Here is a 21,187-nt window from a genome sequence, read left to right as displayed (position 1 = left end):
TTCGAGCGCACGCGCTGACGGCGGTCCGATAGACGGCGAAGCGCGAGCTAGACGGTGAAGGGGGCGCCGAGGAGCAGCTCCGTGCGCGACCACAGCGACTCCGCAACCGCGGGGTCGAGCGAGGTGCGCGTGGGCTCCTGCAGCGTCGGCAGGCCGCGCGTGAGGTAGCGCGGGCCGTAGTAGTCGCCGCCACGGGCATCCGGGTCGACGGCCGCGCTCACCGTGGGCCAGGCGCCGGCATCCTTGCCCTGCGCGCCGAAGGCCTGCAGATTGTCGGCGAACCGGCTCGCCCGCGACGGCTGATTGACCCCACGGATGCCCGGCGTCAGCCCTGAAATCGAGTAGCCGGGGTGAGCGACGAGGCTTTGCACCCCGTCAGTGCCGCCGGCTCCGGCCGCCCGCAGCCGTCGATCGAGCTCGAAGCCGAACACCTGCATGGCGATCTTCGACTGCGCGTAGGCCTTCCACCGGTTGTAGCCGGACTCCAGCTGCAGGTCGAGCAGCGGGGAATCCAGCAGCCGGGAAATCATCGATCCGAGCGCCACGACCCGGCTGCCCGGCGTGCGCAGCAGTGCCGGCAGGACCCGCGCGGTGAGCGCGAAATGGCCGAGGTAGTTGGTCGCGAAGACGATTTCGTGCCCGTCGGGACTCAGCTCGCGCATGCGCGGCGGATGCACGATGCCCGCGTTCAGGATCAGTCCGTCGATCCGCGGCAACTCCAGCAGCGCATCCGCGGCCCGGCGCACCTGGGTGAGATCGCTCAGGTCCAGCGGCACCGTCGACACGGATGCCCCGGGCACCCGGGCGCGGATGGCCGCCAGCGCGGCATCCGTCTTCGCCGGATTGCGGCAGGCCAGCACGACGTGGGCGCCCGCGGCGGCGAGCTGCTCGGCCGTGAAATAGCCGAGTCCGGCGTTGGCGCCGGTGACGACGAAGGTCTTGCCGAACTGGGCCGGGAGGGCGCGGGTCGCGACGGGCCGGGCTGAGGTCAGCGCGGTCATGAGGCCGCCGGCGACGTGATGGGAGAGGAATCGGGGCCGGTCGCCTCCGAGTGAGAATCGGGGCCCAATGAATCGGAGCGAGAGGCAGCGGTGCCCGTGCCCGACGCCGAGTCTGCGGTGCCTGTCCCCGCGTCCGAGGCTGCGGTGCCGGTGCCGGCAGTCGGAGATGCGGCATCCGCTCGCGCGCCCGCGGCCCGAGGCGCGGGACCGTGCGCCGACTCAGTACCGGCGATTTTCTCGTGGTGGTGGATGACCTCGGCGATGATGAAGTTGAGGAACTTCTCGGCGAAGGCCGGGTCGAGCCGGGCCTCCTCGGCGAGCCCACGCAGCCGCCGGATCTGCAGCAGTTCCCGCTCGGGGTCGGCGGGCGGCAGGCCGTGCGCGGCCTTGAGCCGTCCGACCTGCTGGGTGAACTTGAACCGCTCCGCGAGCAGGTGGATCAGCGCGGCATCGATATTGTCGATGCTCTGACGGATGCTGCCCAGCTCGTCGATCGCTTCCTGACCCGCGCCGGCGGGCAATTCCTCGTGTGCAGCCATGGTTCGACGATACCGTTTCGGACGTACTGCGCGCGCGGCCCGCCTGCCTCCCAGCGGCGTTCGGGCGCACTTCCCCGACGGATGCCCCGAGCAGCCACCCGGGGCGGCCATCCGTTCCCGCCGCATTCCGAACCTTTCCCGTCGAGTACGTCAGTTCCGGTCGAATTCGCCCGGCACAGCACGCGATCTCGGCCGGAAGTGTCGAGTTCGGCGCCGTCTCGGTCGCGGCTACCGCGGTGACCCGTGCAGCGCTGCGGGTGATTCGGCCGAGGACTCGGCCGATGTCTCAGTCACCGACCCGGATGGCTCGGCAGCCACCGAGGGCGAGCCCCGCGAAGCCGCCCGCGAAGCCGCCCGCGAAGCCGCCCGCGAAGCACCCCGCCGAGCCCGTGCCCGCCGTGTCTTCAGCGCCCACGAGGGCGCCGACCACCCTGGCAACCGCAGCCGCCGCTGGGTCAGCAGGATGCCGAGCAGCACCAGCGCCGCCCCGGCCGGCTCGTGCCAGGAGAAGGTCTCCGACAACACGAGCACCCCCAGCAGAACCCCGACCACGGGGGTGACATACGTCACCGTGGACGCGTTCGTCGGACCCCAGGCGCGCAGCACGTTGATGTGCCAGATGTAGGCCAGTCCCGTGCCGAGCGCACCGAGGGTGAGCAGCCCGGCCACGATCGGCGCGGTCAGCGCCACCGGATGCCACGCCACCACAGGGGTGGCCAGGAGCATGATCACCCCGGCGATGCCGATGTTCAGGAACGCGAAGGTCGCGGGAGCGATCGGCCGCCCGCTCAGGAACCGCCGGGTGTAGCCGAAGGTGAAGCCGTAGCAGAGCGCAGCGCCCAGGCAGGCGAACTGGCCCCAGAGGTCGCCGGTCAGGGCCGCGTAACGCCACGGCGCGATGATCACGACAACGCCGGCGATGCCCACGAGGATGCCCGCCACCTGCCCGCGCGCGAGCCGCTCCACCCGGAACGCCAGCGTCGCCATCACCGCGGTCATGATCGGCGTCACGGCGTTGTAGATGCTGGCCAGACTCGAGGACACGTATTGCTCGGCCCACGCGAACAGAAGGTGCGGCACGACGCATCCGGTGATTGCGATCACCAGGAAATGCAGCCAGACGATCTTCTCGCGCGGCAGCACCGGGCCGTTGGCCACGCGCGGACGGCTGACCAGCACGATCAGGCCGAGCGTGAGCCCGCCGAGCACCAGCCGGGACCACGCGACCTGGCCGAATGTGACCCCCTCGAGGGCGATCTTCATGAATAGAAAGCTGGCTCCCCAGATGACGCCCATGCCCAGGAACTGGAGGGTGACCAGCGTTCGGCCGGCGGCGGGAGCGTCTGTCACCTGCCGACTGTACCGCGCCCCGCCGACACCCCGCGCCCGTTCCGACCGTGCCCGTCTGCCACGGCCGAAACCCGCCGCCGCCCGTGAACGAATTCGACGGAGATTCTCACGAGAACGGATGCCGCGGGCCGGTTTTCGCCTCCGGGGAGCAAAATCTCCGTCGAATTCGTTCGGGCGCTGAGCCGATGGGGCGCGGAACCGGGCGCCGGCACGGGCCGGCCGTGCCCTGTCAGACCACGCGACGCCGTCACGCCACGCGCCCTGTCAGACCATGCGGCGCCGTCACGCCACGTCACTCGTCTCGAACGGCCGCACCCGGTACTGCACCGACCGCGCGCCGTATCCGTCGAGCCGCGCCCGCAGCCCGGCCCGCACTCGGGGCCACTCGCTGTCGAGGATCGAGTAGATCACGGTGTCCCGCCAACTGCCGTCGGCTCGGCGCCGCTCCCGGCGGATGATCCCCTCATACGTGGCCCCGAGGCCCGCGATGGCCGCGCAGGACCGAACGTTCATCACATCCGCCTGGATCTTCACCCGCCCGAACCCGTGGTCAAAGGCCAGCCCGAGCAGCAGCAGTTTCGTCTCCGCGTTGACAGCAGTGCCCCAGACCCGGGGGTCGTAGGCGGTCCAGCCGACATGCGCCGACTCGTGCTCCAGGTGCAGGTCGCCGAGGGTGGACATGCCCACGAGATCACCGCCGTGCGCGCCGCCGACGAGGCGCACCGCGTAGGGCAGTCCCGCCCAGTGCACGTAGGCATCCGCCCAGTCCGTGAACTCGGCCAGATCCGTGCGGAGCCCGCCCGGGCCACCGCCGAAACCACCGTCGAAGACCAGCGGATGCGCAATCGCGCCGTGCAACTCCGGCAGTAGCGCCCGGGTAAGAGGTTCGAGCCGCACATAGTGGCCCACGATGGCGATGCTCTGAGGTCGCTCGGCAGTCATCCCGATACTGTCGCAGCGCCGGGTTGCCGCCGAATGAACGGCAGCGGTCCGGTCAGTGCGAACGAATTCGACGGAGATTCTCACGAAAACGGATGCTTCGGGCCGGTTTTAGCCCTCCAGCAGCAAAATCTCCGTCGAATTCGTCAGGGCACCCCGGGCGGAGGCCCGCGCGGGCTCGCCGGCCCTGCACCGGCAGCAATACCGACAGCGACAGTGGCAGCAATACCGACAGCGACAGTGACCGTTCCGGTCGAGAGTGACCGCTACAACGGGCACTCTCGACCGGAACGGCCACAGGAGGCGCAACAGGCGGTGGAACGGATCAGGGGGGCGACCTCAGTCGACGAGATCGTGACGCGAAATGATCGCCTCGCGGCCGGGTCCGACGCCGATCGCAGATATGCGGGCGCCGCTCATCTTCTCGATCGCGAGCACGTACGCCTGGGCGTTCGGCGGCAGGTCCTCGAAGGTTCTGGCGCCGGTGATGTCTTCGGTCCAGCCGGGGAAGTCCTCGAAGATGGGCTTCGCGTGGTGGAAGTCGGACTGCGACACGGGCACCTCGTCGTAGCGCACGCCGTCGACGCTGTAGGCGACGCAGACGGGGATCGTAGCCAGGCCGGTCAGCACGTCGAGCTTGGTCAGCACGAAGTCGGTGACCCCGTTGATGCGGGCCGTGTACCGGGCGACGGGTGCGTCGTACCAGCCGCAGCGGCGCGGGCGCCCCGTGGTGGTGCCGAACTCGAAGCCGTTGGCACGCAGGAACTCCCCGGACTCGTCGAAGAGTTCGGTCGGGAACGGGCCGGCGCCGACGCGGGTCGTGTATGCCTTGACGACGGCGATGATGCGGTCGATCCGGTTCGGGCCGATGCCCGAGCCGGTCACGGCGCCGCCGGAGGTCGCGTTCGAGGAGGTGACGAACGGGTAGGTGCCGTGGTCGACATCCAGCATTGTGGCCTGGCCGCCCTCGAACAGCACGGTCTTGCCGACGGTGAGTGCCTCGTGCAGCAGCAGCGCGGTGTCGGCGACCATCGGGCGCAGGCGTTCGGCGTAACCGAGCAGGTCCTCGACGATCTCGTCGACCGTGATCGCGCGGCGGTTGTAGACCTTGACCAGCAGGTGGTTCTTCTGGGCGAGGGCACCCTCGACCTTCTGGCGCAGGATGTTCTCGTCGAACAGGTCCTGCACGCGGATGCCCACGCGGTTGATCTTGTCGGCGTAGGTCGGGCCGATGCCACGGCCGGTGGTGCCGATCTGGCGCTTGCCGAGGAAACGCTCGGTGACCTTGTCGACCGTGCGGTGGTACTGGGTGATGATGTGCGCGTTGGCGCTCACCTTGAGCCGGGACACGTCGACGCCGCGGGAGATCAGAGCGTCGAGTTCTTCGAAGAGCACCTCGATGTCGACGACCACGCCGTTGGCGATGATCGGGGTGACACCGGCGGTGAGGATGCCCGACGGCAGCAGGTGCAGCGCGTACTTCTCGGTGCCGATGACCACGGTGTGGCCGGCGTTGTTTCCGCCGTTGAACTTGACCACGTAGTCAACCCGGCTGCCGAGGAGGTCGGTGGCCTTGCCCTTGCCCTCGTCGCCCCACTGGGCTCCGATCAGAACGATCGCTGGCATTTAGTTTTCTCCTCGGATAAAGAACGCCTCGGTGGGCGGGGCCGGGTCGGTGGCCCGGTAGCCGTCCGGCGTGATGGTCTGCTGCTCGATGCGGCTGATCACGGTGGGATCGGCGTCGTTCAGGAAGGTGGTGAGACGGTCGAACTCGTTCTGTTCGCCGATCTCGCCCGCGGACCGGCGCAGCGCGTAGAGCGCCCGCAGGACTCCGCGGTTGGGTTCGTGGGTCCAGCGCACCGGGCCCTGGCCGTGCCAGCCGGCCTTGCGGAGCGCGTCGAGTCCGCGGTGGTAGCCCACGCGCGCATAGGCGTAGGACTCCAGGGTGCGACCCTCGAGGTGGGTGGCGTCCGCCAGCACCGCCCAGGCCAGGGAGGAGGTCGGATGCGCCGCCACCACGGCGGACAGACTGCTGCCATCGGCTCCACGGAGCGCCTCGATCACCTCCGGTTCCGCGGGAAGAAGGGTCTCGGGCTGCTCGATCAAGTTGTCGCCGGTCACACTCGATCCTAACGTGGCCCGGGCCGCTCCTCGCCGAACAGTCCGCCGGAGAGGGATTCGAGGATGGCCGCAGCCACCTCGTCCCGCGGCCGTTCCGGCTCGAAAACGAGCCATTCCAGACCCCCCATCAGCACGGCGCCGAACACGCTGGAGGCCATCAGCCCGCAGGTCGCGTCGGCGCGGAGCTCCGGCTTCGCCTCCGCGATCGCCTCGGCGAACACGGCGAGCGCCTCGTGCCGCAGGGCGAAAAGTGTCTTCTGCCAGGTGCGGTCGGTGCGGAAGATCTCCGCCGCCATTAGCTTCGACAGTGCCGTGTTCGCCGCGATCCCCTCGAGAAGCGCGTGCACCAGCGCCTCGAGGGCCGCGCTGCCGTGCAGCCCGACCGAGGATTGACGGAGGGTTTCGGCGAGCGCGCCGACCCCCTCCTGCAGCAGTTCCTCGAACAATTTATCCTTGGAGCTGAAGTTGTAGTACAGGCTGCCCTTGGCCACCCCGGCCCGTTCCGCGACCTCGTCCATCGTGGTGCCGCTGATGCCCTTGGTCGCGGCGAGTTGCAGCGTGGCGTCGAGGATGGCGCGTTTCGTTCCGGTGGCGCGTGCCATGGGAGGTCCTTTCCGGGAGCCGGTTCGGTCCCAGCCGGTTCGGTCCCGGCCGGGGCCACTCTAGATGGTCAGTTCCGGGTGCAGCCGGCCCACGGTCCAGATCCGCTGGCGGCCGGCGCTCCAGGCGCTGATCGCGATCGAGCCGACCAGCATGACGGCGAGAACGACTACCGAAACCCACAGTCTAGAGTCGATGCCGCCGGTGATCAGTTCGCGCAGCCCGGTGACGACGTACGACGCCGGCATGAACGGATGCAGCACCTGGAAGAACACGGGCGTGGTCTCCACCGGGTAGGTCCCGCCCGACGAGCTCAGCTGCAGCATGAGCAGCACGAGGCTGACCACCCGGCCCGCCGCGGTGCCGAGCAGGATAATGAACATTTGCTGCAGGGCCAGGAAGGCGAGGGTCGTCAGGTAGAGGAACGCGCTCATCCCGAGCCAGTGTTCGGGCTGCAGGCCGATCCCGTAGACCAGCACAAGCACCATGATTACGACCTGGGCGAGCCCGATGGCCATCGCCGGCAGGAAGCCGGTCATGGTCGATCGCAGGCCGGAGGCGGCGCTGGCGAGGGCCCGGGTGGGCAGCGCCCGCAGGATCAGCCAGGTGATCAGCCCACCGACGAAGGTGGCCAGGGCCAGGAAGAAGGGCGCGAACCCCTCGCCGAAGCTACCGGAGGCGTTCTCCCACTTCTGCACGAGCGTGACCGGGCTGGCGATCACGGCCGTCTTCGCTGCGATCTGGTCGGCGGAGAGGTCCGGGGCGCTCTGCCCGCCCTCGGCGAGGGCGTCGGAGAGGGTGCCGCTGCCGGTGGCGAGTTCGGCGGCGCCGGTATTCAGGCTCGAACCGCCGGCGGCGAGCTCGCTGGTTCCACCGACCAGGGCCGCCGTGCCCGCCGCGAGTTCCGTGCTCCCCGCGGAGAGTGCGTGAGCACCGGAGGCCGCGGTTCCGGCCCCGTCCGCCAAGGACGCCGCGCCGGCCGCGAGCTGCCCGGCACCGGTGGCGACCTCGGCGGCGCCGGGTGCCCCGGCGGTCAGCCTGCCGGAGAGTTCCTGAGTCCCGGCGGAGAACTGGGCGCTGAGTCCGGCATAGGTCTGGGTCTGCGTGAGCGCCCCCTGAGCGCCCGTGTTCACGGCGGCGGCGCCGGCGCCGAGCTGCTCCACGGCCGGCAGGAACGCCGACACCGGGGTGCCTGCCGGTGCCGCCTGCATCTGCAGGAGCAGGTCCTTCAGTCCGGTCGACACCGAGGCGGTGCCGCCGGCGAGGGTAACGGTTCCGTCGGCGATCCGGTCGGCGCCGTCGGCGAGTCCCACCGACTTCTCGGACAGGGTCGCGGCACCCGCGGCGGCGGCCTGCAGCCCCTCGGACACCTGCACGGTGCCGTCGGAGAGCGTCACCGAAGACCCGGCGAGGGTCTGGGCGCCGTCGGACAGCGTGTCCAGCCCCGTCGCCAGGGTTCCGGTGCCGTCGGTGAGCCGCGCGGCGCCGTCGTCGAGGGCCACCGCACCATCGGCGAGGGCGTCGAGGCCGACCAGGAGGGAGCCAGCCCCGGCCGACGCGGTGGTGAGCCCGTCGAACAGTCGACCCGCGCCATCCGCTGCCGAACGGATGCCGTCACCGGCATCGTCCACTCCCACCAGGAGCGCGTTCACGGTCTGGTCGCCGATCTCGGTGGCGACCGCGTCCCGCAGTTGCACCATGGCCTGCTTGCCCATGGTGGTGGCGAGGAAGCTGTTGCTGTCGTTGTAGTCGACCTGCACAGTGGCCGGCAGCGGGGTGCCGGTGCCCGCGGAGACGGCGCTGGCCGAGAAGTCGCTCGGGATGGTGACCGAGAAGTAGTAGTCGCCGTCCTTGACGCCCGCGGCGGCCTCCTTCGCGTTCGTCACGGTCCAGGCGAGCTCGTGCCCGTCGACCAGCTCATCGACCAGGTCCTGGCCGGCAGTGACCGGTTCGCCGTCGCGGCTGGCACCGGCGTCCACGTTGACGAGCGCCACGGGGAGGTGGTCGAGTTCGTGGTCGGGCGCCCAGAAGGCCCACAGGTAGAGCGCCCCGTAGATCAGCGGGATGAACATGAGCACGACGAGTGCGATCTTGGGCATCTTGCCCCTGCCGAAGCGGTGCAGCTCAGTGCCGGAAGAGAGGAAGGCGAACATCTAGCGGGACTCCTGATTCACAACGGCCTGGTTCAGCGGAACGGCCGGGGTCATCCCGGCTTTGTTCATCACGACGACGGTCGGGTCGAGGCCGAGCTCGGCCCACATCTCGGTATCGGGCGCGGTCGCGGAGGCGATCACGCTGGTTCCGGCAGCGGCGAGCGCCGCCAGGCGCTGCCAGAGGATGCGCCGGGACTCCGGCTCGTGCACCTGCTCGACCTGGTCGAAGAAGAGGATGCTCGGCTGGTTCATGACCGCGAGCGCGGCCCGCAGCAGCACGGTCTGCACCTCGTCGAGGTCCCAGATCACGGTGTCCGCGGCCGGAATCGGCACGTCACCGAAAACGGGGGCACACACGCGGCGCACCTCCGAGTCGTCGACCGAGCGGATGAACGCCCACCAGGGCGAGATCCAGGCCGTGCGTTCACGGATGGCGGCTCCGACCGTGACCGACTCCTCGAGGGCGTCGATGTCGTGGAAGCCCGAGATGCCGGTGCGCTTCTGCACCCGGCGGGCCCGTCGGGGTAGCTCGTGGCCGAGCACCTCGAGGGTTCCCTCGCTCGGCTTCATGCGACCGGCCAGGGTCAGCATCAGGCTGGTGCGGCCGCTGCCGGTGGGGCCGCAGAGCACGGTGAGACCGGCGCCGGCCTCAAAGCTCAGGGGCCCGTAGACAGCGCCCCGCTTGAATCGCAGGGCCAGGTCGTGCGCCCTCACTGTCGACTGCACGTCGATCCTTTCGTTTGTACTGACTAGTCAGTATAGAACGAAAGATCGACGCGCTGCACCCCACGGTGCAGGCCGGCGTGCTCCGGGCGCCGCCCGGACCGCCTATTCCGCTGGAGCCGCTGTCGGCACGGCCGTCGGTTCCGCAGTCGGTTCCGCCGTGGGCCCAGCCGTGGCCAGCTCCGCGAGGATGTCCTGCACTTCCTCGTTCTTCAGCAGTCGCCAGGGTGAGGCGGTCGCCCCCTCTAGCGCCGCCTGGGGGCTGTCGCTTTGGTTCCACCACTTCGCGATGAGCGCCCGTCCGCTGAACAGGACCAGGTCATCCTGCTGGTAGACGGTCTCGGTGGACCACTCCGGGTAGGTTCCCGCCGGCACGGTCAGAACGGGAACGGGCTTGTCGCCCGGTAGGACCGGCCCGATCAGGCTCCAGGCCGCGTCCGAGGCCGCAGCCGACGGGTCGTCGGGCAGATCTCCGCTCGTCCACCACTTCGCGGCATAGACGTTGCCGTGCCAGACGATGCGGTCGCCCTTGACGTAGGCGACTTCCTCGTCCCAGATCGGATACGGACTCGTGGCCGGGTTGTCGACCACCGCGGCGTTCGCGGTGGGCTCCACCTCGGGAACGTCCGAGTCCAGCTGGCCGGTGATCTTCTGGCCGAGCACATCCACGAATCGAAGATCTCCCTGATCGACGCCGCTGCAGCCATCGGACACGCGCTTCACGTCGGGATAGTTCGGCGCGCAGGTCGCGTCGCGGTTCAGCGACCACAGCGACACCCGCCCGAGGCCCTTGTCCCGGGCGAACGCGTTCAGCCCGGCGGCGTCCTCCAGTGTGAAGATCTCCCCCGGAACGTCGTTCTGACCGATCATGGGCGTCACACCGATCTGGCGCCAGAGCGTCTGCGAGCCGATCGCCCGGCCGTCGTTCTCGTAGAGGTCGGACACCTGCGAGTGGGTGGCCTCGGCCGCCGCGATCGACGCGTCGAGCATCGAGGTCGGACGGCCTCCGAAGTCCATGGTCATCACGTTGACGCCGGCCAGCTCGACCTCGGCGTCGAGCATCTGCTGCACCGCGGTGAGACCCGCCTCGGTGAGGCCGGTTTGGGCCACCGGGAGGGTCAGCCAGACCGTGAGGTCCTCATCGGCGGCGCGCTTCTTCTTCTGCAGGGCGGCGATCGCTTCGGCCCGGCGCTCGCCGGCGGCCGTGTCGGTGAGGTTGTCCCCCTCGACGTCCAGGTCGATCGACGTGAGGTTGTAACGATCTACGACGGCGGCATAGGCCTTGGTGAGCTTGCGGGGGTCCGTGCAGGCCGTGGCCAGCTCGTCGTTGGCCAGGCCGCCGAAGGAGACGGACACCTCGCCGCCGTCCCCGACCAGCCGGGCGATCCGCCGGTCCAGGTCCAGGTTCATCTCGGCCTCGCCGAGGGTCTGGGTGGCACCCCAGGTGGGCGTGCAGCCATCGGCCGGGTCGGCCACGATGAAGGACAGCACCACGTTGGCGGCCTCATCGGAGGCAGGCTGCTCGAACGCGTAGGTGGGCGTTGCCGTGACGTCGACGTAACCGGCGAAGCCGGACGAACCTGCGGCCGCGGCGCGGGAATCCTCGAATCCGTTCCAGCCATAGCCGGCTCCGACGACGACGGCTCCGGCCGCAACACCGAGGGCGAGCACCCTGACGAGCGACAATTTGCGACCAGGAAAGCGCTTTGACAAAAAATTTCTCCCCACAATGATCCGGCCAGACCGGCACGGCGTTTCTCCATCGCCTATTATGAAGGCAATTATCGGATGATAGGGGCCCGATTTGGAGCCCAAGGTCCGAAAGTTCCACGGGCGACTGACCCGTTCGGCCAGTGCTCGGAGAAACATGACGGATCAGGCACTATCTTCAGACGCAATTGTGGGCGTCCCCCTGCTCGACGCGGATGCGGCCTCCCGCGTCACCGCGGCCCGCAAGAGGCAGTGGGGTTCCGAGAAGCGCTCCGAGCCGCTGTCGATCGTGCATCCGGTGCCGTCGCAGCGCAAACTGACGCTCGGCCGGCTGGGCATCGTCATCACTATTCTGGCCTGGGCCTACTACCTGTTCTCGACGATCTTCAAGCAGCTCGCCAACAACCCCGACGCGGGCTTCCGGTTCCAGGTGGAGACCCTCTCCTACGTGGTCGTGGTCACCTTCCTGACCTTCTCGGCCCTGATGTACCTGCTGGCCCGCCAGGGGGCGCTCTACCGGTTCAAGGACCACCAGCGGGTTCCCCGCGGCGAACTCGACCGCCACTATGCGCACTACACCGAGGGCATCACCGTCCTCGTCCCCTCCTACGCGGAGGAACCCCATGTGGTGCGGGCCACGCTCTGGTCCGCTGCACTCCAGGAATTCCCCGACCTGAAAATCGTGCTGCTCGTCGACGATCCGCCCTTCCCGACCGATTCGGCCATCCGGGCCCGACTCGAGGAGACCCGGGCGCTGACGGATGACATCGCCGCGGTCATGGCCGGTCCCGCAGCCCGCTTCACGGCGGCCCTCGAGGGCTTCCGGCACCGTGTGCACGCCGACGCGGCCGGCTCCCGGGCGGAGCTCCCGCTCCTCATCGTCGAGTACGAGGCTGCCGCCGCCTGGCTCGAGCAGATGGCCGAGGCGGAGCGCATCGAGGATCACGTCGACGAGTTCTTCGTGGACCTGGTCGTCATGGGTCTCGCCCGCGAACTGCGGCTGACCATCCTCGCCCTCACCTCGGCCCTGGCCCAGGGCACGGCACCGGACAACACCCGGATCAGGCAGCTGTACCAGCGCCTGACCTGGATCTTCAGCGTGCGCACCGAAACCTTCGAGCGCAAGAAGTTCAGCAACCTGTCGCACGAGGCCAACAAGGCGATGAACCTCAACTCGTACATCTCCCTGATGGGGCACCGCTGGCAGAGCGAGGAGACCGCCGGCTCCGTCGTGCTCCGGGAGGCCGATGACACGCCTCACCCCGACGATCTGGTCGCCCCCGACACGACCTACCTCCTGACACTCGATGCCGACTCGCTTCTGCTGCGCGACTACTGCCTGCGGCTCGTCTACTTCCTGGAGTCGGCCGGCAACGAACGCGTCGCCGTCACGCAGACTCCGTACTCCTCCTTCCGGGGTGCCCCGACCCGGATCGAGCGCCTGGCCGGCGCCACCACCGACATCCAGCACATCCTGCACCAGGGCATGACGTACTACGGCGCGACCTTCTGGGTGGGAGCCAACGCCATCATCCGCAAGAAGGCCATCGAGGACATCGTCGAGGTGGAGACCGTGGGCGGGTTCGAGATCCGCACCTACATCCAGGACCGCACGGTGATCGAGGACACCGAGTCGAGCGTCGACCTCGGCACGCACGGGTGGACGCTCGCCAACTACCCGGAACGTCTCAGCTACAGCGCCACGCCCCCGGACTTCGGCTCCCTCGTCGTTCAACGTCGACGCTGGGCCAACGGCGGCCTGCTCATCCTGCCCAAGCTCTGGACCCAGCTGACCCACCGTCGTCACCAGCGCGAGAAGATCCTCTTCCGTGAGGTGCTGCTGCGGGTGAACTACATGGCGTCCATCGCCTGGGCCAGCTTCGGCCTGCTGTTCCTGCTCGGCTACCCCTACGACAGCCGCCTGCTCAGCCCCGTCGTCTTCATCGCGGCGCTGCCGTACTTCCTGGCCATGGGCAGCGACCTCCGGGACTCCGGGCACCGCTTCAGCGACATCTTCCGCATCTACGGGTTCAACCTCGTGCTCCTGCCCGTCAACCTGGCGGGCGTGCTCAAGTCCATGCAGCAGGCCATCACCGGGGAGAAAATCCCCTTCGTGCGCACGCCGAAGGTGAAGAACCGCACGGCCGCGCCGGCCCTGTACGTGGTCGTCCCCTACCTGATCGTCGCGTTCTCGCTGCTCACGATCTGGCGCAACTACCTGGACCAGAGCTGGGGCAACGTGGCCTTCGCCACGTTGAACGCCGTGCTCGCCGCATCGGCCATCAAGTCGTACATCGGTATCCGCAACTCGATCGTGGACATCGTGCTGGGAATGGTGAGCTGGCTCTATGTCGCGCCGAAGAAGCCCAAGGCGACGGCGCCGGTGATCGTGCCCAGAACCCCGGAAGAGGTCGACTGGGCCTCCGTGCTGTACTTCGGAGACCGCCGCCTCAACCGTGACCTTCGCGGAGGCAACGACCGACGCCGTCGCGCAAACCTGAGCTGAGCCGGGGCCGCCCCCGCGGCGGGGCGCTACCGCTCTGGCCGGTCACGACCGGTCGACAGACCGCCGGATGAAGCGCGGCGACGCGGGAACGTCACCGCGTCGCCGCGGCTGGGGAGCCCCGAGAGCTCTGCCTCTGCGGGGGTCGGAGCTTCGGCCGGGGCCGGGAGAGTCGACCAGCGCAGCAGCGCGGCGATACTCGTCTCCGCCGGAAGCTCGCCGGGAGACACAACCATCACCCGCGCATCCGTCAGGATTGCCGCACGGATCAGCGCGTCGGCGGCCGGCACCGAGCCGAGTTCGCCTGCGCCGAGGGCATCGGCCGAGCTGCCAGCCAGCCAGGGCTCACGGTCGAGGGCGATCAGGGTCTCCCCCGGCATCCGATCCGGGGCCAGCATCAGCACGTCGACCTGGTGCTGCTGCAGGGCGCGCACCACGGCCGCGAAGTCGAGCTCGGAGAGGCCGTTGCCCTGTCCCGCCCCCAGCCGTTCGAGGGCATCGTGCTCCTCCTGCGCGAGGATCGCAGCAAGGTGGCGGTTGAGGTCCCCTTCGAGTTCCTCCTGGGCGGCGCCGCCCGGACGGGTGTTCGTGGGCAGGACCTGCAGCACTTCGCGGCTGGTGGGCGAGAGCTGGTCGACGAGAAGCTGTCGCGCACGCACGTCACCGGTGAGCATGAGAAGTTCGGCCTTGCTGTCGCGCACGACCTCGTCGATCGCGGCGGCGATCTGGCCCTCGTTGCGCTTCCACACCTCCTCCGTGCGGTGCTGATAGCGTCCGTTCGCGAGGAAGTCGTCTTCGGAACCCACCTTCGTGAGGAACTCGGTGTCGCCCTTCACCCTCACCTTCGACAGCGGGTGCGTGCGGCTCAGCCGGTACAGGGTGACCTCGCCGCCGTCGCGCCCGACCTCGGCCACCACGTAGTTGAGGTCCCGTGGGCGGTGGATCAGCAGTGGGATCAGAGCGGGCACGGGCCCGTAGGAGACCAACAACTCGCCGAGCGGCTCTCCTGAGAGCACCTCGTTGAACTCGACCACCCCCTCCCGCACGACCATCAGCCGGCCCATTCGGCCTCCCACACCCGGCGGCTCCTCGATCAGCTCGATGATGGTGCCGATGTCGATCTCCGGGGCGCCGGCTTCGGTCAGCGCCTCCCGCAGGGTGCGCTGGCGCAGGGAGGAGGTGCGCCGGGGGTTCTGCGCGTCCTGGGTCACGTCCACATAGGCGCTCGACACCGAACCGGCTCGACGGTACAGGTCCGCGAGCCCCTCATTACCGAAATCAGCCATTGCCGGAGTCCCTTCTGTGGCAGTTTGTCGGCCACGGTATCCCCGGGTTCCGGCGTCCACAACCCTGCCGGGACGGGCCACAACACAGCGGACCGGAGCGGGAAAACCGCCCCGTCGGGCCGCTACCGGGCGGTCTGCTGGTGCGCCGCGACACACCAGCCGCCGTCGGCGAATACGTAGGTCGTGGCCGCGTTCGTCTCGATCATCTCGTCGCCGCGGTGGGCCAGGAGCCGGTAGACGAGCACGCCGGCGTGGTCGTTGAGGCGCACCACGGCCGGCTCGCGCAGCTGGTAGCCGGTGATGGCAGGCATCCCCTTGAAGAAGGCGATCGCCTCGTCACGGGTGACGATCCTGCCCGGCAGGATCAGCAGCCCGTCCGCGGTCATCGTTCGCCGGTAGTAGTCACCGCCGTGGCCGGCGACGATCGCCTGCCACCCCTCGTGCTCTTCGTGCAGGAGGCGGGCGGGCAGATCGTCAGTGATCGCAGTCATGAGCCAACGCTAGCCCTAAACGATGACAGCCGGGGTCCCCCTCCCGCCGCAACCGTGGCCCGGTCGGACAACTGTTGCCCGCACACGGGCGACAGTCGTCCGCTTCGGCAACAGTTGCCCCCGGTCGCGGGCGGTCAGCGCTCAGAATCGGTGCTGCAGCACCCAGTCGTGCATCGTGACGGCCGCGGCGGCCGACGCGTTGAGCGAGCGGGTGGAGCCGAACTGGCTGATCTCGACGACGGCATCCGCTGCCTGGATCGCCTCCGGAGACAGTCCGGGACCCTCCTGCCCGAACAGGAGCACGCAACGCTCGGGGAAGCGGAAAGTTTCGATGATCACGCTGCCGGGCACGTTGTCGATGGCGATGATCGGTAGGGTCTCGGCGGCGGCCCACTCGACGAAGGTGGCGACATCCGGGTGGTGCAGCACGTGCTGGTATCGGTCGGTGACCATGGCCCCGCGCTTGTTCCACCGCTTCCGGCCGATGATGTGCACCGTGTCGGCGGCGAACGCGTTGGCGCTGCGCACGATCGAGCCGATGTTCATGTCGTGCTGCCAGTTCTCGATGGCGACGTGGAACGGATGCCGCTTCTCGTCAAGGTCGGCGACGATCGCCGCCATACTCCAGTAGCGGTAGCGGTCGATCACGTTGCGCGTGTCACCGCGCTCGAGCAGCTCGCGGTCGTAGAACGACTCCTCGGGCCAGTCTCCGGCCCAGGGTCCGACGCCGTGGGTGGACAATTCGGGCGTGGGGTTCTGCGACTCTTGCACTGATCCACCGTATCCCGCCGAGCACCGCAGGGCGTGCCGGGATCAGCGTCGGGTACTCTAGCGTGCAGGGTTCGCGTTTCGCCGGCTCGCACCCCGATTGAAGGAACCACCACCATGCATCCCACGCTCTTCGGCATCGACTTTCTCGACTCGGAGTGGCTGATCGGCTGGTTCGGGTCGTTCGTGCTCCTCGGCGTCGCCGCCGTCGTCTTCGTCGAGACCGGCTTCATCGTGCTGTCCTTCCTGCCCGGAGACTCCCTCCTCTTCACTGTGGGCCTGCTCACCGCCACCGGGGACGTGCCGTTCCCGATCTGGGTGACCTGCCTGGTCATCTTCATCGCCGCGTTCTCCGGCGACCAGCTCGCCTATTACATCGGTCGGAAGGCGGGTCCCGCCGTCTTCGCCCGCGAACAGAACCGCCTGTTCAACCCGAAGAACGTGGAACGCACCAACGCGTTCTTCGCCAAGCACGGCGGCAAGGCCGTCATCATCGCCCGCTTCCTGCCCGTGTTCCGCGCCTTCGTGCCGGTCGCCGCCGGCGTCGGCCGGATGAAATATCGCACCTTCGTGCTCTTCAACCTGATCGGTGCCTTCGCCTGGGGTGTGGGCCTCACCCTCGTCGGCTTCCTGCTCGGCCAGATCGAGTTCGTGGCGAAGTACTCCGAGTACTTCATCATCGCCATCGTGCTGCTCTCGGGCGTGCCGATCCTGTCCGAGCTCTACAAAGCAGGCCGCGAGACGATGCGCACCCGCGGCAAGAGCCCCGTGCCCGTCACCACGATCCCCGAGGACCTGCGCGAGGAGTAACCACTACGGCGGTGCGGCGGCGATCTTTCGGTCTGCCTAAATCTGCCCTATCCTTTCGGTGTGGCTAAAAACAACGTGCGCACGGATGCGAGAGGCCCGATCCCGGAGATCGCGACCGCGCCATCCTCTCGCTTGCTCTGGCTGCTCGGCCCGGCCCTGGTCGCGGGCGTCGCCTACCTCGACCCCGGCAACGTCGCCAGCAACATGACCGCCGGCGCCCGCTACGGCTACCTGCTGGTCTGGGTGGTCGTGGCCGGCAACGTGATGGCCTGGCTGATCCAATACCTCTCGGCCAAGCTCGGCATCGTCACCGGCACGAGCCTGCCGGAGATCCTCGGGGTGCGGATGCGGCGTCCCCTCACCCGGCGCCTCTATTGGGTGCAGGCGGAACTGGTGGCCATGGCCACCGACCTGGCCGAGATCATCGGCGGCGCGGTCGCGCTGAACCTGCTCTTCGGCCTTCCCCTGCTCGCCGGCGGCGTGATCACCGGCGTCATCTCGATGATCGTTCTCACGGTGCAGACCCGTCGCGGCCCTCGCATCTTCGAACGCGTCATCGTGGCACTGCTGCTCATCATCACCGTGGGCTTCACGGCCGGGGTGTTTTTCGCCCCACCGGATGCCGGCAGCGTCGTCTCCGGCCTCGTGCCGCGCTTCGACGGCGCGAACTCGGTGCTCCTGGCCGCGTCCATCCTCGGTGCGACGATCATGCCGCACGCCATCTACGCGCACTCCGCTCTCACCCGGGACCGCTTCCCGGTCGTGGCGGACCGCGCGGCGACGCGTCGCCTGCTCTGGGCCACCAAGTGGGACGTCACGATCGCGATGGTGATCGCCGGAACGGTGAACCTGTCGATCCTGTTGCTCGCGGCATCCGCTCTGCAGGGCGTCGCCGGCACCGACACGCTCGAGGGTGCCCACGTGGCCCTGGAGGCAACCCTCGGGCCGGTGATCGCGACGGTGTTCGCGGTCGGGCTGCTGGCCTCCGGGCTGGCGTCGACCTCGGTCGGGGCGTACGCGGGCGCGGAGATCATGCACGGCCTGCTGCGCGTGCGGGTGCCTCTGGTGGCGCGCCGGGTGGTCACCCTCATTCCGGCGCTGCTGATCCTCGGCGTGGGTTTCGACCCGACCGAGGCCCTGGTGCTCAGCCAGGTCGTGCTGTCGTTCGGCATCCCGTTCGCGCTGATCCCGCTGGTCTGGCTCACCATGCAGCACGGGGTGCTCGGTGAGCACGCCAACCGCTGGTTCACGACCCTCGCCGGCGCGATCTGCGCGGTGCTCCTGGTGGCGCTGAACGTGGTGCTGCTGGTGCTCGTGTTCACCGGGGCGTGAGGGCGTCATGAAGCACACCACCCCCGCGGCCGAGGACTACCTCAAGACCATCTACGCGCACACCGAGTGGCAGCCGAGCCCGATCACGCCCTCGGTGCTGGCCGCGCGGCTGGGGGTGGCGCCGTCGTCGGTCACCGAGATGGTGAAGAAGCTCGCCGCCGGCGGCCTGATCGAGCACGTCCCGTACGGGCCGCTCACCCTGACCCGGGCCGGTTTCCTACGCGCGACCGCGGTGGTGCGCCGGCACCGGCTGATCGAGACCTGGCTCGTGCGGGAGATGGGCTACGACTGGCACGAGGTGCACGACGAGGCGGAGGTGCTCGAGCATTCCATCTCCGACCGGCTGCTGGCCGCGATCGACGACCGGCTGGGGCATCCGTCCGCCGACCCGCACGGCGACCCGATCCCGGCCGAAGATGGAACCCTGGCCCGCCCTGCCGCCGTGCTGCTGGCGGAGGCCGCCCCCGGCCATGTCGGGGAGGTGGTGCGGATCAGCGACCGCGACCCGGACATCCTGCGCGACCTCGCCGTGGATCGGGTCGGCCCGGGAACCCGGCTCACCGTACTCGAACCCGGCGCGGTGCGGCTGCCGGGCGGCGGCATCCGTCGGCTGTCGACAGCGGCGGCCCGGTCGATCTGGCTCACCGCGTAACCGACTGGAAACCTCGCGCCGCTAGGCTTGTCCCCGAACCGAGGGAGCACCAATGACACGCCGCGAAGACATCGAATGCTGGCTCACCGATATGGACGGCGTGCTCGTCCACGAAAACAGCCCGCTTCCGGGCGCCGCGGAACTGCTGCAGCAGTGGAGCGACGCCGGTACGCCGTTCCTGGTTCTCACCAACAACTCGATCTTCACCCCTCGGGACCTCAGTGCCCGCCTGCGGGCATCAGGCCTGAACGTGCCGGAGGACCGCATCTGGACCTCCGCCCTGGCGACGGCCGACTTCCTGCGCTCCCAGGCGCCCGGCGGTACCGCCTTCGTGATCGGGGAAGTCGGGCTGACGACCGCGCTGCACGAGGCCGGCTTCATCATGACCGAGACCAACCCGGACTACGTGGTGGTCGGCGAAACCCGCAACTACTCGTTCGAGGCCATCACCAAGGCCATCCGTCTGCTCCTGAACGGCGCCCGGTTCATTGCGACGAACCCGGATGCGACCGGCCCCAGCGCGGACGGCCCCCTGCCTGCCACGGGTGCGATCTCGGCCCTCATCACCAAGGCCACCGGCATGGAGCCCTATGTGGTGGGCAAGCCGAACCCGATGATGTTCCGTTCGGCGATGAACAAGATCGGCGCGCATTCGGAGAACACCGCCATGATCGGCGACCGAATGGACACCGACATCGTCGCCGGCATCGAGGCCGGGCTGCACACCATCCTCGTGATGACCGGCATCAGCGACACGGCTGAGATCAGCCGCTACCCGTTCCGCCCGGACGAGATCCTCTCCGGCGTTCACGAGCTCGTCTCCAAGGAGCCGGTGGAGTCCGACGCGATCTAGGGTGCGTCGCGCGGCGAGCCGCGGCGGCGGCGCCCGCCGAACCGGCGGCGCCCGCCGCCGCATCCGTTGCCCCGCCGCGGGGGTGTCCTGACGAATTCGACGGAGATTTTGGCCTGGAACCCCGTTTTCAGACCGAAACAGGCCATTCTCGGCACAATCTCCGTCGAATTCGTTCGGGTAGCGGTTAGCGGGCGGTTAGCGGGTAGCAGAGGGCGGGCGACGGATGCCGCGAGTCGTCACACCCGCTCAACCATTCTGCCTGGGCAGTGCAGTTAGGCGGCCGGTTCCGGACCGGGACCCGCGACGCTCGCGGTGAGCGGCTCACCCGAGGCCCGGCTCACGAAGCAGTAGTAGTAGCGGGCACCCTCAAACCACTGTTTCTCGGTGATCGGGTAACTGCCCTGCACCTGCACGTCGTCGTAGGCCGACGCCGCGGCCAGGTCGATGACGCCGGTCGCGCTGCAGAGCAGGTTGATCTGCCCGGCCAGCTCGGCCTCCCCCGGGAAGGGGGCGGCGGTATCCCCGGCGAACAGGCCGCGGTACACGAGCTGCGCGGCATGCGGTGCGGCGCAGTCGGCGACCGTGAACTCGTCTTCCCAGGGGCTCACATAGGGCTGAAGGCATTCGCCGCCGAACAGTGTGTCCCACGGGTGGTCGCCGACCGGCTGCGGGCCGGTGGCCTCGGCCGGCGCCAACGGCGCGGTACTCGGGGTGGCGCTCGGGGCCGGTGCGGTACTGGACGTGGACACCGCGACCGGCGTGGCGTCGCCGCCGACCAGACTCTGCCCGAGGAAGAACAGCGCCGCCAGCGCGAGCACCAGAACCAAGCCGCCCGCGATCCAGATGCGGAGCCGGGGCTTGCCGGGTCGGGAGCCTCCGGGCGGGCGACCAACCGAGGCAGGCCGTGCCGTGCCTGCACCGGCACCGGCACCGGACGATGCACCCGCCGAGGCACGCGCCCCGGACGCGGAGCGCGGGGCATTGGTGCCCGACGAGTCGCTTGTGCCGAGCGCGGAGCGCGGGGCATTGGTGCCCGACGAGGCGCTTGTGCCGAGCGCGGAGCGCGGGGCCGCCGCGCCGACCAGGCTGTTCGTGCCGGTCGTGCCCGCCGAGGCGATCGGGGTGGTCGGGGCTTCCGTAGCCCCCGCCACGGTCGGGCCGGTCGTACCGGCGGAGGCGAGCGGGGCGGCGGCAGCACTCGGACCGGCTTGGGCGGTGGCCACGGTCGGAGCTGGTGCGGGTTCGGGGGAACGCGGGGCGGCAGCAGCGGCTGCGGCTGCGGCTGCGGCTGCGGCTGCGGCCGGTTGCACCGAAGGCGCGGCTAAGGGAGATGCGGGGGTCCCGGCGGGCGCGGCT

The 21,187-nt window shown here is 69.2% G+C and carries 17 protein-coding genes and 2 pseudogenes; 5 read left to right on the top strand and 14 right to left on the bottom strand.

Going from position 1 to position 21,187, the window contains the following annotated elements; translation table 11 throughout:
* Window positions 1–47 precede the first annotated feature (47 nt).
* From E3O67_RS08025 to E3O67_RS07980, 10 genes and pseudogenes are all read right to left on the bottom strand, one after another.
* Window positions 48–1,001 carry an SDR family NAD(P)-dependent oxidoreductase gene (locus tag E3O67_RS08025; protein ID WP_135102419.1) on the bottom strand — a complete coding sequence of 318 codons (954 nt, stop codon included), beginning with the start codon at window positions 999–1,001 and terminating at the stop codon, window positions 48–50.
* 218 nt (window positions 1,002–1,219) lie between these two features.
* A pseudogene (locus E3O67_RS17425) lies at window positions 1,220–1,540 on the bottom strand (chorismate mutase); the annotation flags it as partial.
* A gap of 228 nt (window positions 1,541–1,768) precedes the next feature.
* On the bottom strand, window positions 1,769–2,890 hold the full coding sequence (locus E3O67_RS08015; protein WP_241982070.1) for a DMT family transporter: 1,122 nt from the start codon (window positions 2,888–2,890) through the stop codon (window positions 1,769–1,771).
* Between the two features lie 282 nt (window positions 2,891–3,172).
* On the bottom strand, window positions 3,173–3,832 hold the full coding sequence (locus tag E3O67_RS08010) for a GNAT family N-acetyltransferase (RefSeq protein WP_134433276.1): 660 nt from the start codon (window positions 3,830–3,832) through the stop codon (window positions 3,173–3,175).
* 336 nt (window positions 3,833–4,168) lie between these two features.
* A complete protein-coding gene (locus E3O67_RS08005; RefSeq protein ID WP_134433272.1) occupies window positions 4,169–5,455 on the bottom strand; it encodes an adenylosuccinate synthase in 1,287 nt (428 codons plus the stop codon).
* Window positions 5,456–5,950, bottom strand: a complete 495-nt coding sequence (locus tag E3O67_RS08000; RefSeq protein ID WP_134433270.1) for a DUF3151 domain-containing protein — start codon at window positions 5,948–5,950, stop codon at window positions 5,456–5,458.
* Window positions 5,951–5,958: 8 nt separating this feature from the next.
* Entirely contained in the window at window positions 5,959–6,552 is a 594-nt protein-coding gene (locus E3O67_RS07995) for a TetR/AcrR family transcriptional regulator (RefSeq protein WP_134433268.1), read from the bottom strand.
* A 60-nt stretch (window positions 6,553–6,612) separates the two neighbouring features.
* Window positions 6,613–8,703: a YhgE/Pip family protein gene (locus tag E3O67_RS07990; protein WP_135102417.1), complete on the bottom strand. Its 2,091-nt coding sequence runs from the start codon at window positions 8,701–8,703 to the stop codon at window positions 6,613–6,615.
* Window positions 8,704–9,429, bottom strand: coding sequence for an ATP-binding cassette domain-containing protein (locus E3O67_RS07985; RefSeq protein ID WP_135102416.1), 726 nt, complete (start codon window positions 9,427–9,429; stop codon window positions 8,704–8,706).
* 102 nt (window positions 9,430–9,531) lie between these two features.
* Window positions 9,532–11,112: a carbohydrate-binding protein gene (locus tag E3O67_RS07980; protein WP_241982068.1), complete on the bottom strand. Its 1,581-nt coding sequence runs from the start codon at window positions 11,110–11,112 to the stop codon at window positions 9,532–9,534.
* A gap of 181 nt (window positions 11,113–11,293) precedes the next feature.
* Between E3O67_RS07980 and E3O67_RS07975 the strand changes: the two genes are divergently transcribed.
* A complete protein-coding gene (locus E3O67_RS07975; RefSeq protein ID WP_134433260.1) occupies window positions 11,294–13,642 on the top strand; it encodes a glycosyltransferase family 2 protein in 2,349 nt (782 codons plus the stop codon).
* Between the two features lie 26 nt (window positions 13,643–13,668).
* On the opposite strand, the gene E3O67_RS07970 is transcribed toward E3O67_RS07975, so the two are convergent.
* The 3 genes from E3O67_RS07970 to E3O67_RS07960 form a co-directional block, all read right to left on the bottom strand.
* Complete coding sequence (locus E3O67_RS07970; protein ID WP_135102414.1) at window positions 13,669–14,925, bottom strand: hypothetical protein; 1,257 nt, start codon at window positions 14,923–14,925, stop codon at window positions 13,669–13,671.
* A 122-nt stretch (window positions 14,926–15,047) separates the two neighbouring features.
* Window positions 15,048–15,416, bottom strand: a complete 369-nt coding sequence (locus E3O67_RS07965) for a DUF4440 domain-containing protein (RefSeq protein ID WP_134433256.1) — start codon at window positions 15,414–15,416, stop codon at window positions 15,048–15,050.
* A 141-nt stretch (window positions 15,417–15,557) separates the two neighbouring features.
* Entirely contained in the window at window positions 15,558–16,187 is a 630-nt protein-coding gene (locus E3O67_RS07960) for an RNA methyltransferase (protein ID WP_134433254.1), read from the bottom strand.
* Window positions 16,188–16,301: 114 nt separating this feature from the next.
* Here E3O67_RS07960 and E3O67_RS07955 point away from each other — a divergent pair, with 114 nt between their 5' ends.
* From E3O67_RS07955 to E3O67_RS07940, 4 genes are read left to right on the top strand one after another with little or no spacing between them, the layout of a single operon-like run.
* Window positions 16,302–16,994 (top strand): DedA family protein, encoded by a 693-nt coding sequence (locus E3O67_RS07955; protein ID WP_134433252.1) that lies wholly within the window; start codon window positions 16,302–16,304, stop codon window positions 16,992–16,994.
* 60 nt (window positions 16,995–17,054) lie between these two features.
* Window positions 17,055–18,326, top strand: a complete 1,272-nt coding sequence (locus E3O67_RS07950; protein ID WP_370260375.1) for an Nramp family divalent metal transporter — start codon at window positions 17,055–17,057, stop codon at window positions 18,324–18,326.
* A 7-nt stretch (window positions 18,327–18,333) separates the two neighbouring features.
* Window positions 18,334–18,978 (top strand): metal-dependent transcriptional regulator, encoded by a 645-nt coding sequence (locus E3O67_RS07945; RefSeq protein ID WP_134433250.1) that lies wholly within the window; start codon window positions 18,334–18,336, stop codon window positions 18,976–18,978.
* 52 nt (window positions 18,979–19,030) lie between these two features.
* The gene (locus tag E3O67_RS07940; RefSeq protein ID WP_134433248.1) at window positions 19,031–19,831 is read left to right on the top strand and encodes an HAD-IIA family hydrolase; all 801 of its coding nucleotides are present in this window, start codon (window positions 19,031–19,033) and stop codon (window positions 19,829–19,831) included.
* 272 nt (window positions 19,832–20,103) lie between these two features.
* Here the strand turns inward: E3O67_RS07940 and E3O67_RS07935 are convergent.
* Window positions 20,104–21,187 (bottom strand): annotated as a pseudogene (locus E3O67_RS07935) (hypothetical protein); the annotation flags it as partial.

Origin of the sequence: Cryobacterium sp. TMT3-29-2, assembly GCF_004564305.1 — a bacterium.
Lineage (GTDB): Bacteria > Actinomycetota > Actinomycetes > Actinomycetales > Microbacteriaceae > Cryobacterium > Cryobacterium sinapicolor.
The sequence above is the reverse complement of the archived record's forward strand: the minus strand, read 5'-3'. Positions and strand labels throughout refer to the sequence as shown.

Excerpts from the sequence above, each read along its gene's own strand:
- E3O67_RS07965 (WP_134433256.1), bottom strand. The coding sequence starts at position 15,416 with ATGACTGCGATCACTGACGATCTGCCCGCCCGCCTCCTGCACGAAGAG.
- E3O67_RS08010 (WP_134433276.1), bottom strand. The coding sequence starts at position 3,832 with ATGACTGCCGAGCGACCTCAGAGCATCGCCATCGTGGGCCACTATGTG.
- E3O67_RS08025 (WP_135102419.1), bottom strand. The coding sequence starts at position 1,001 with ATGACCGCGCTGACCTCAGCCCGGCCCGTCGCGACCCGCGCCCTCCCG.
- E3O67_RS07945 (WP_134433250.1), top strand. The coding sequence starts at position 18,334 with ATGAAGCACACCACCCCCGCGGCCGAGGACTACCTCAAGACCATCTAC.
- E3O67_RS07990 (WP_135102417.1), bottom strand. The coding sequence starts at position 8,703 with ATGTTCGCCTTCCTCTCTTCCGGCACTGAGCTGCACCGCTTCGGCAGG.
- E3O67_RS08005 (WP_134433272.1), bottom strand. The coding sequence starts at position 5,455 with ATGCCAGCGATCGTTCTGATCGGAGCCCAGTGGGGCGACGAGGGCAAG.
- E3O67_RS07940 (WP_134433248.1), top strand. The coding sequence starts at position 19,031 with ATGACACGCCGCGAAGACATCGAATGCTGGCTCACCGATATGGACGGC.
- E3O67_RS07975 (WP_134433260.1), top strand. The coding sequence starts at position 11,294 with ATGACGGATCAGGCACTATCTTCAGACGCAATTGTGGGCGTCCCCCTG.
- E3O67_RS07995 (WP_134433268.1), bottom strand. The coding sequence starts at position 6,552 with ATGGCACGCGCCACCGGAACGAAACGCGCCATCCTCGACGCCACGCTG.
- E3O67_RS07970 (WP_135102414.1), bottom strand. The coding sequence starts at position 14,925 with ATGGCTGATTTCGGTAATGAGGGGCTCGCGGACCTGTACCGTCGAGCC.
- E3O67_RS07955 (WP_134433252.1), top strand. The coding sequence starts at position 16,302 with ATGCATCCCACGCTCTTCGGCATCGACTTTCTCGACTCGGAGTGGCTG.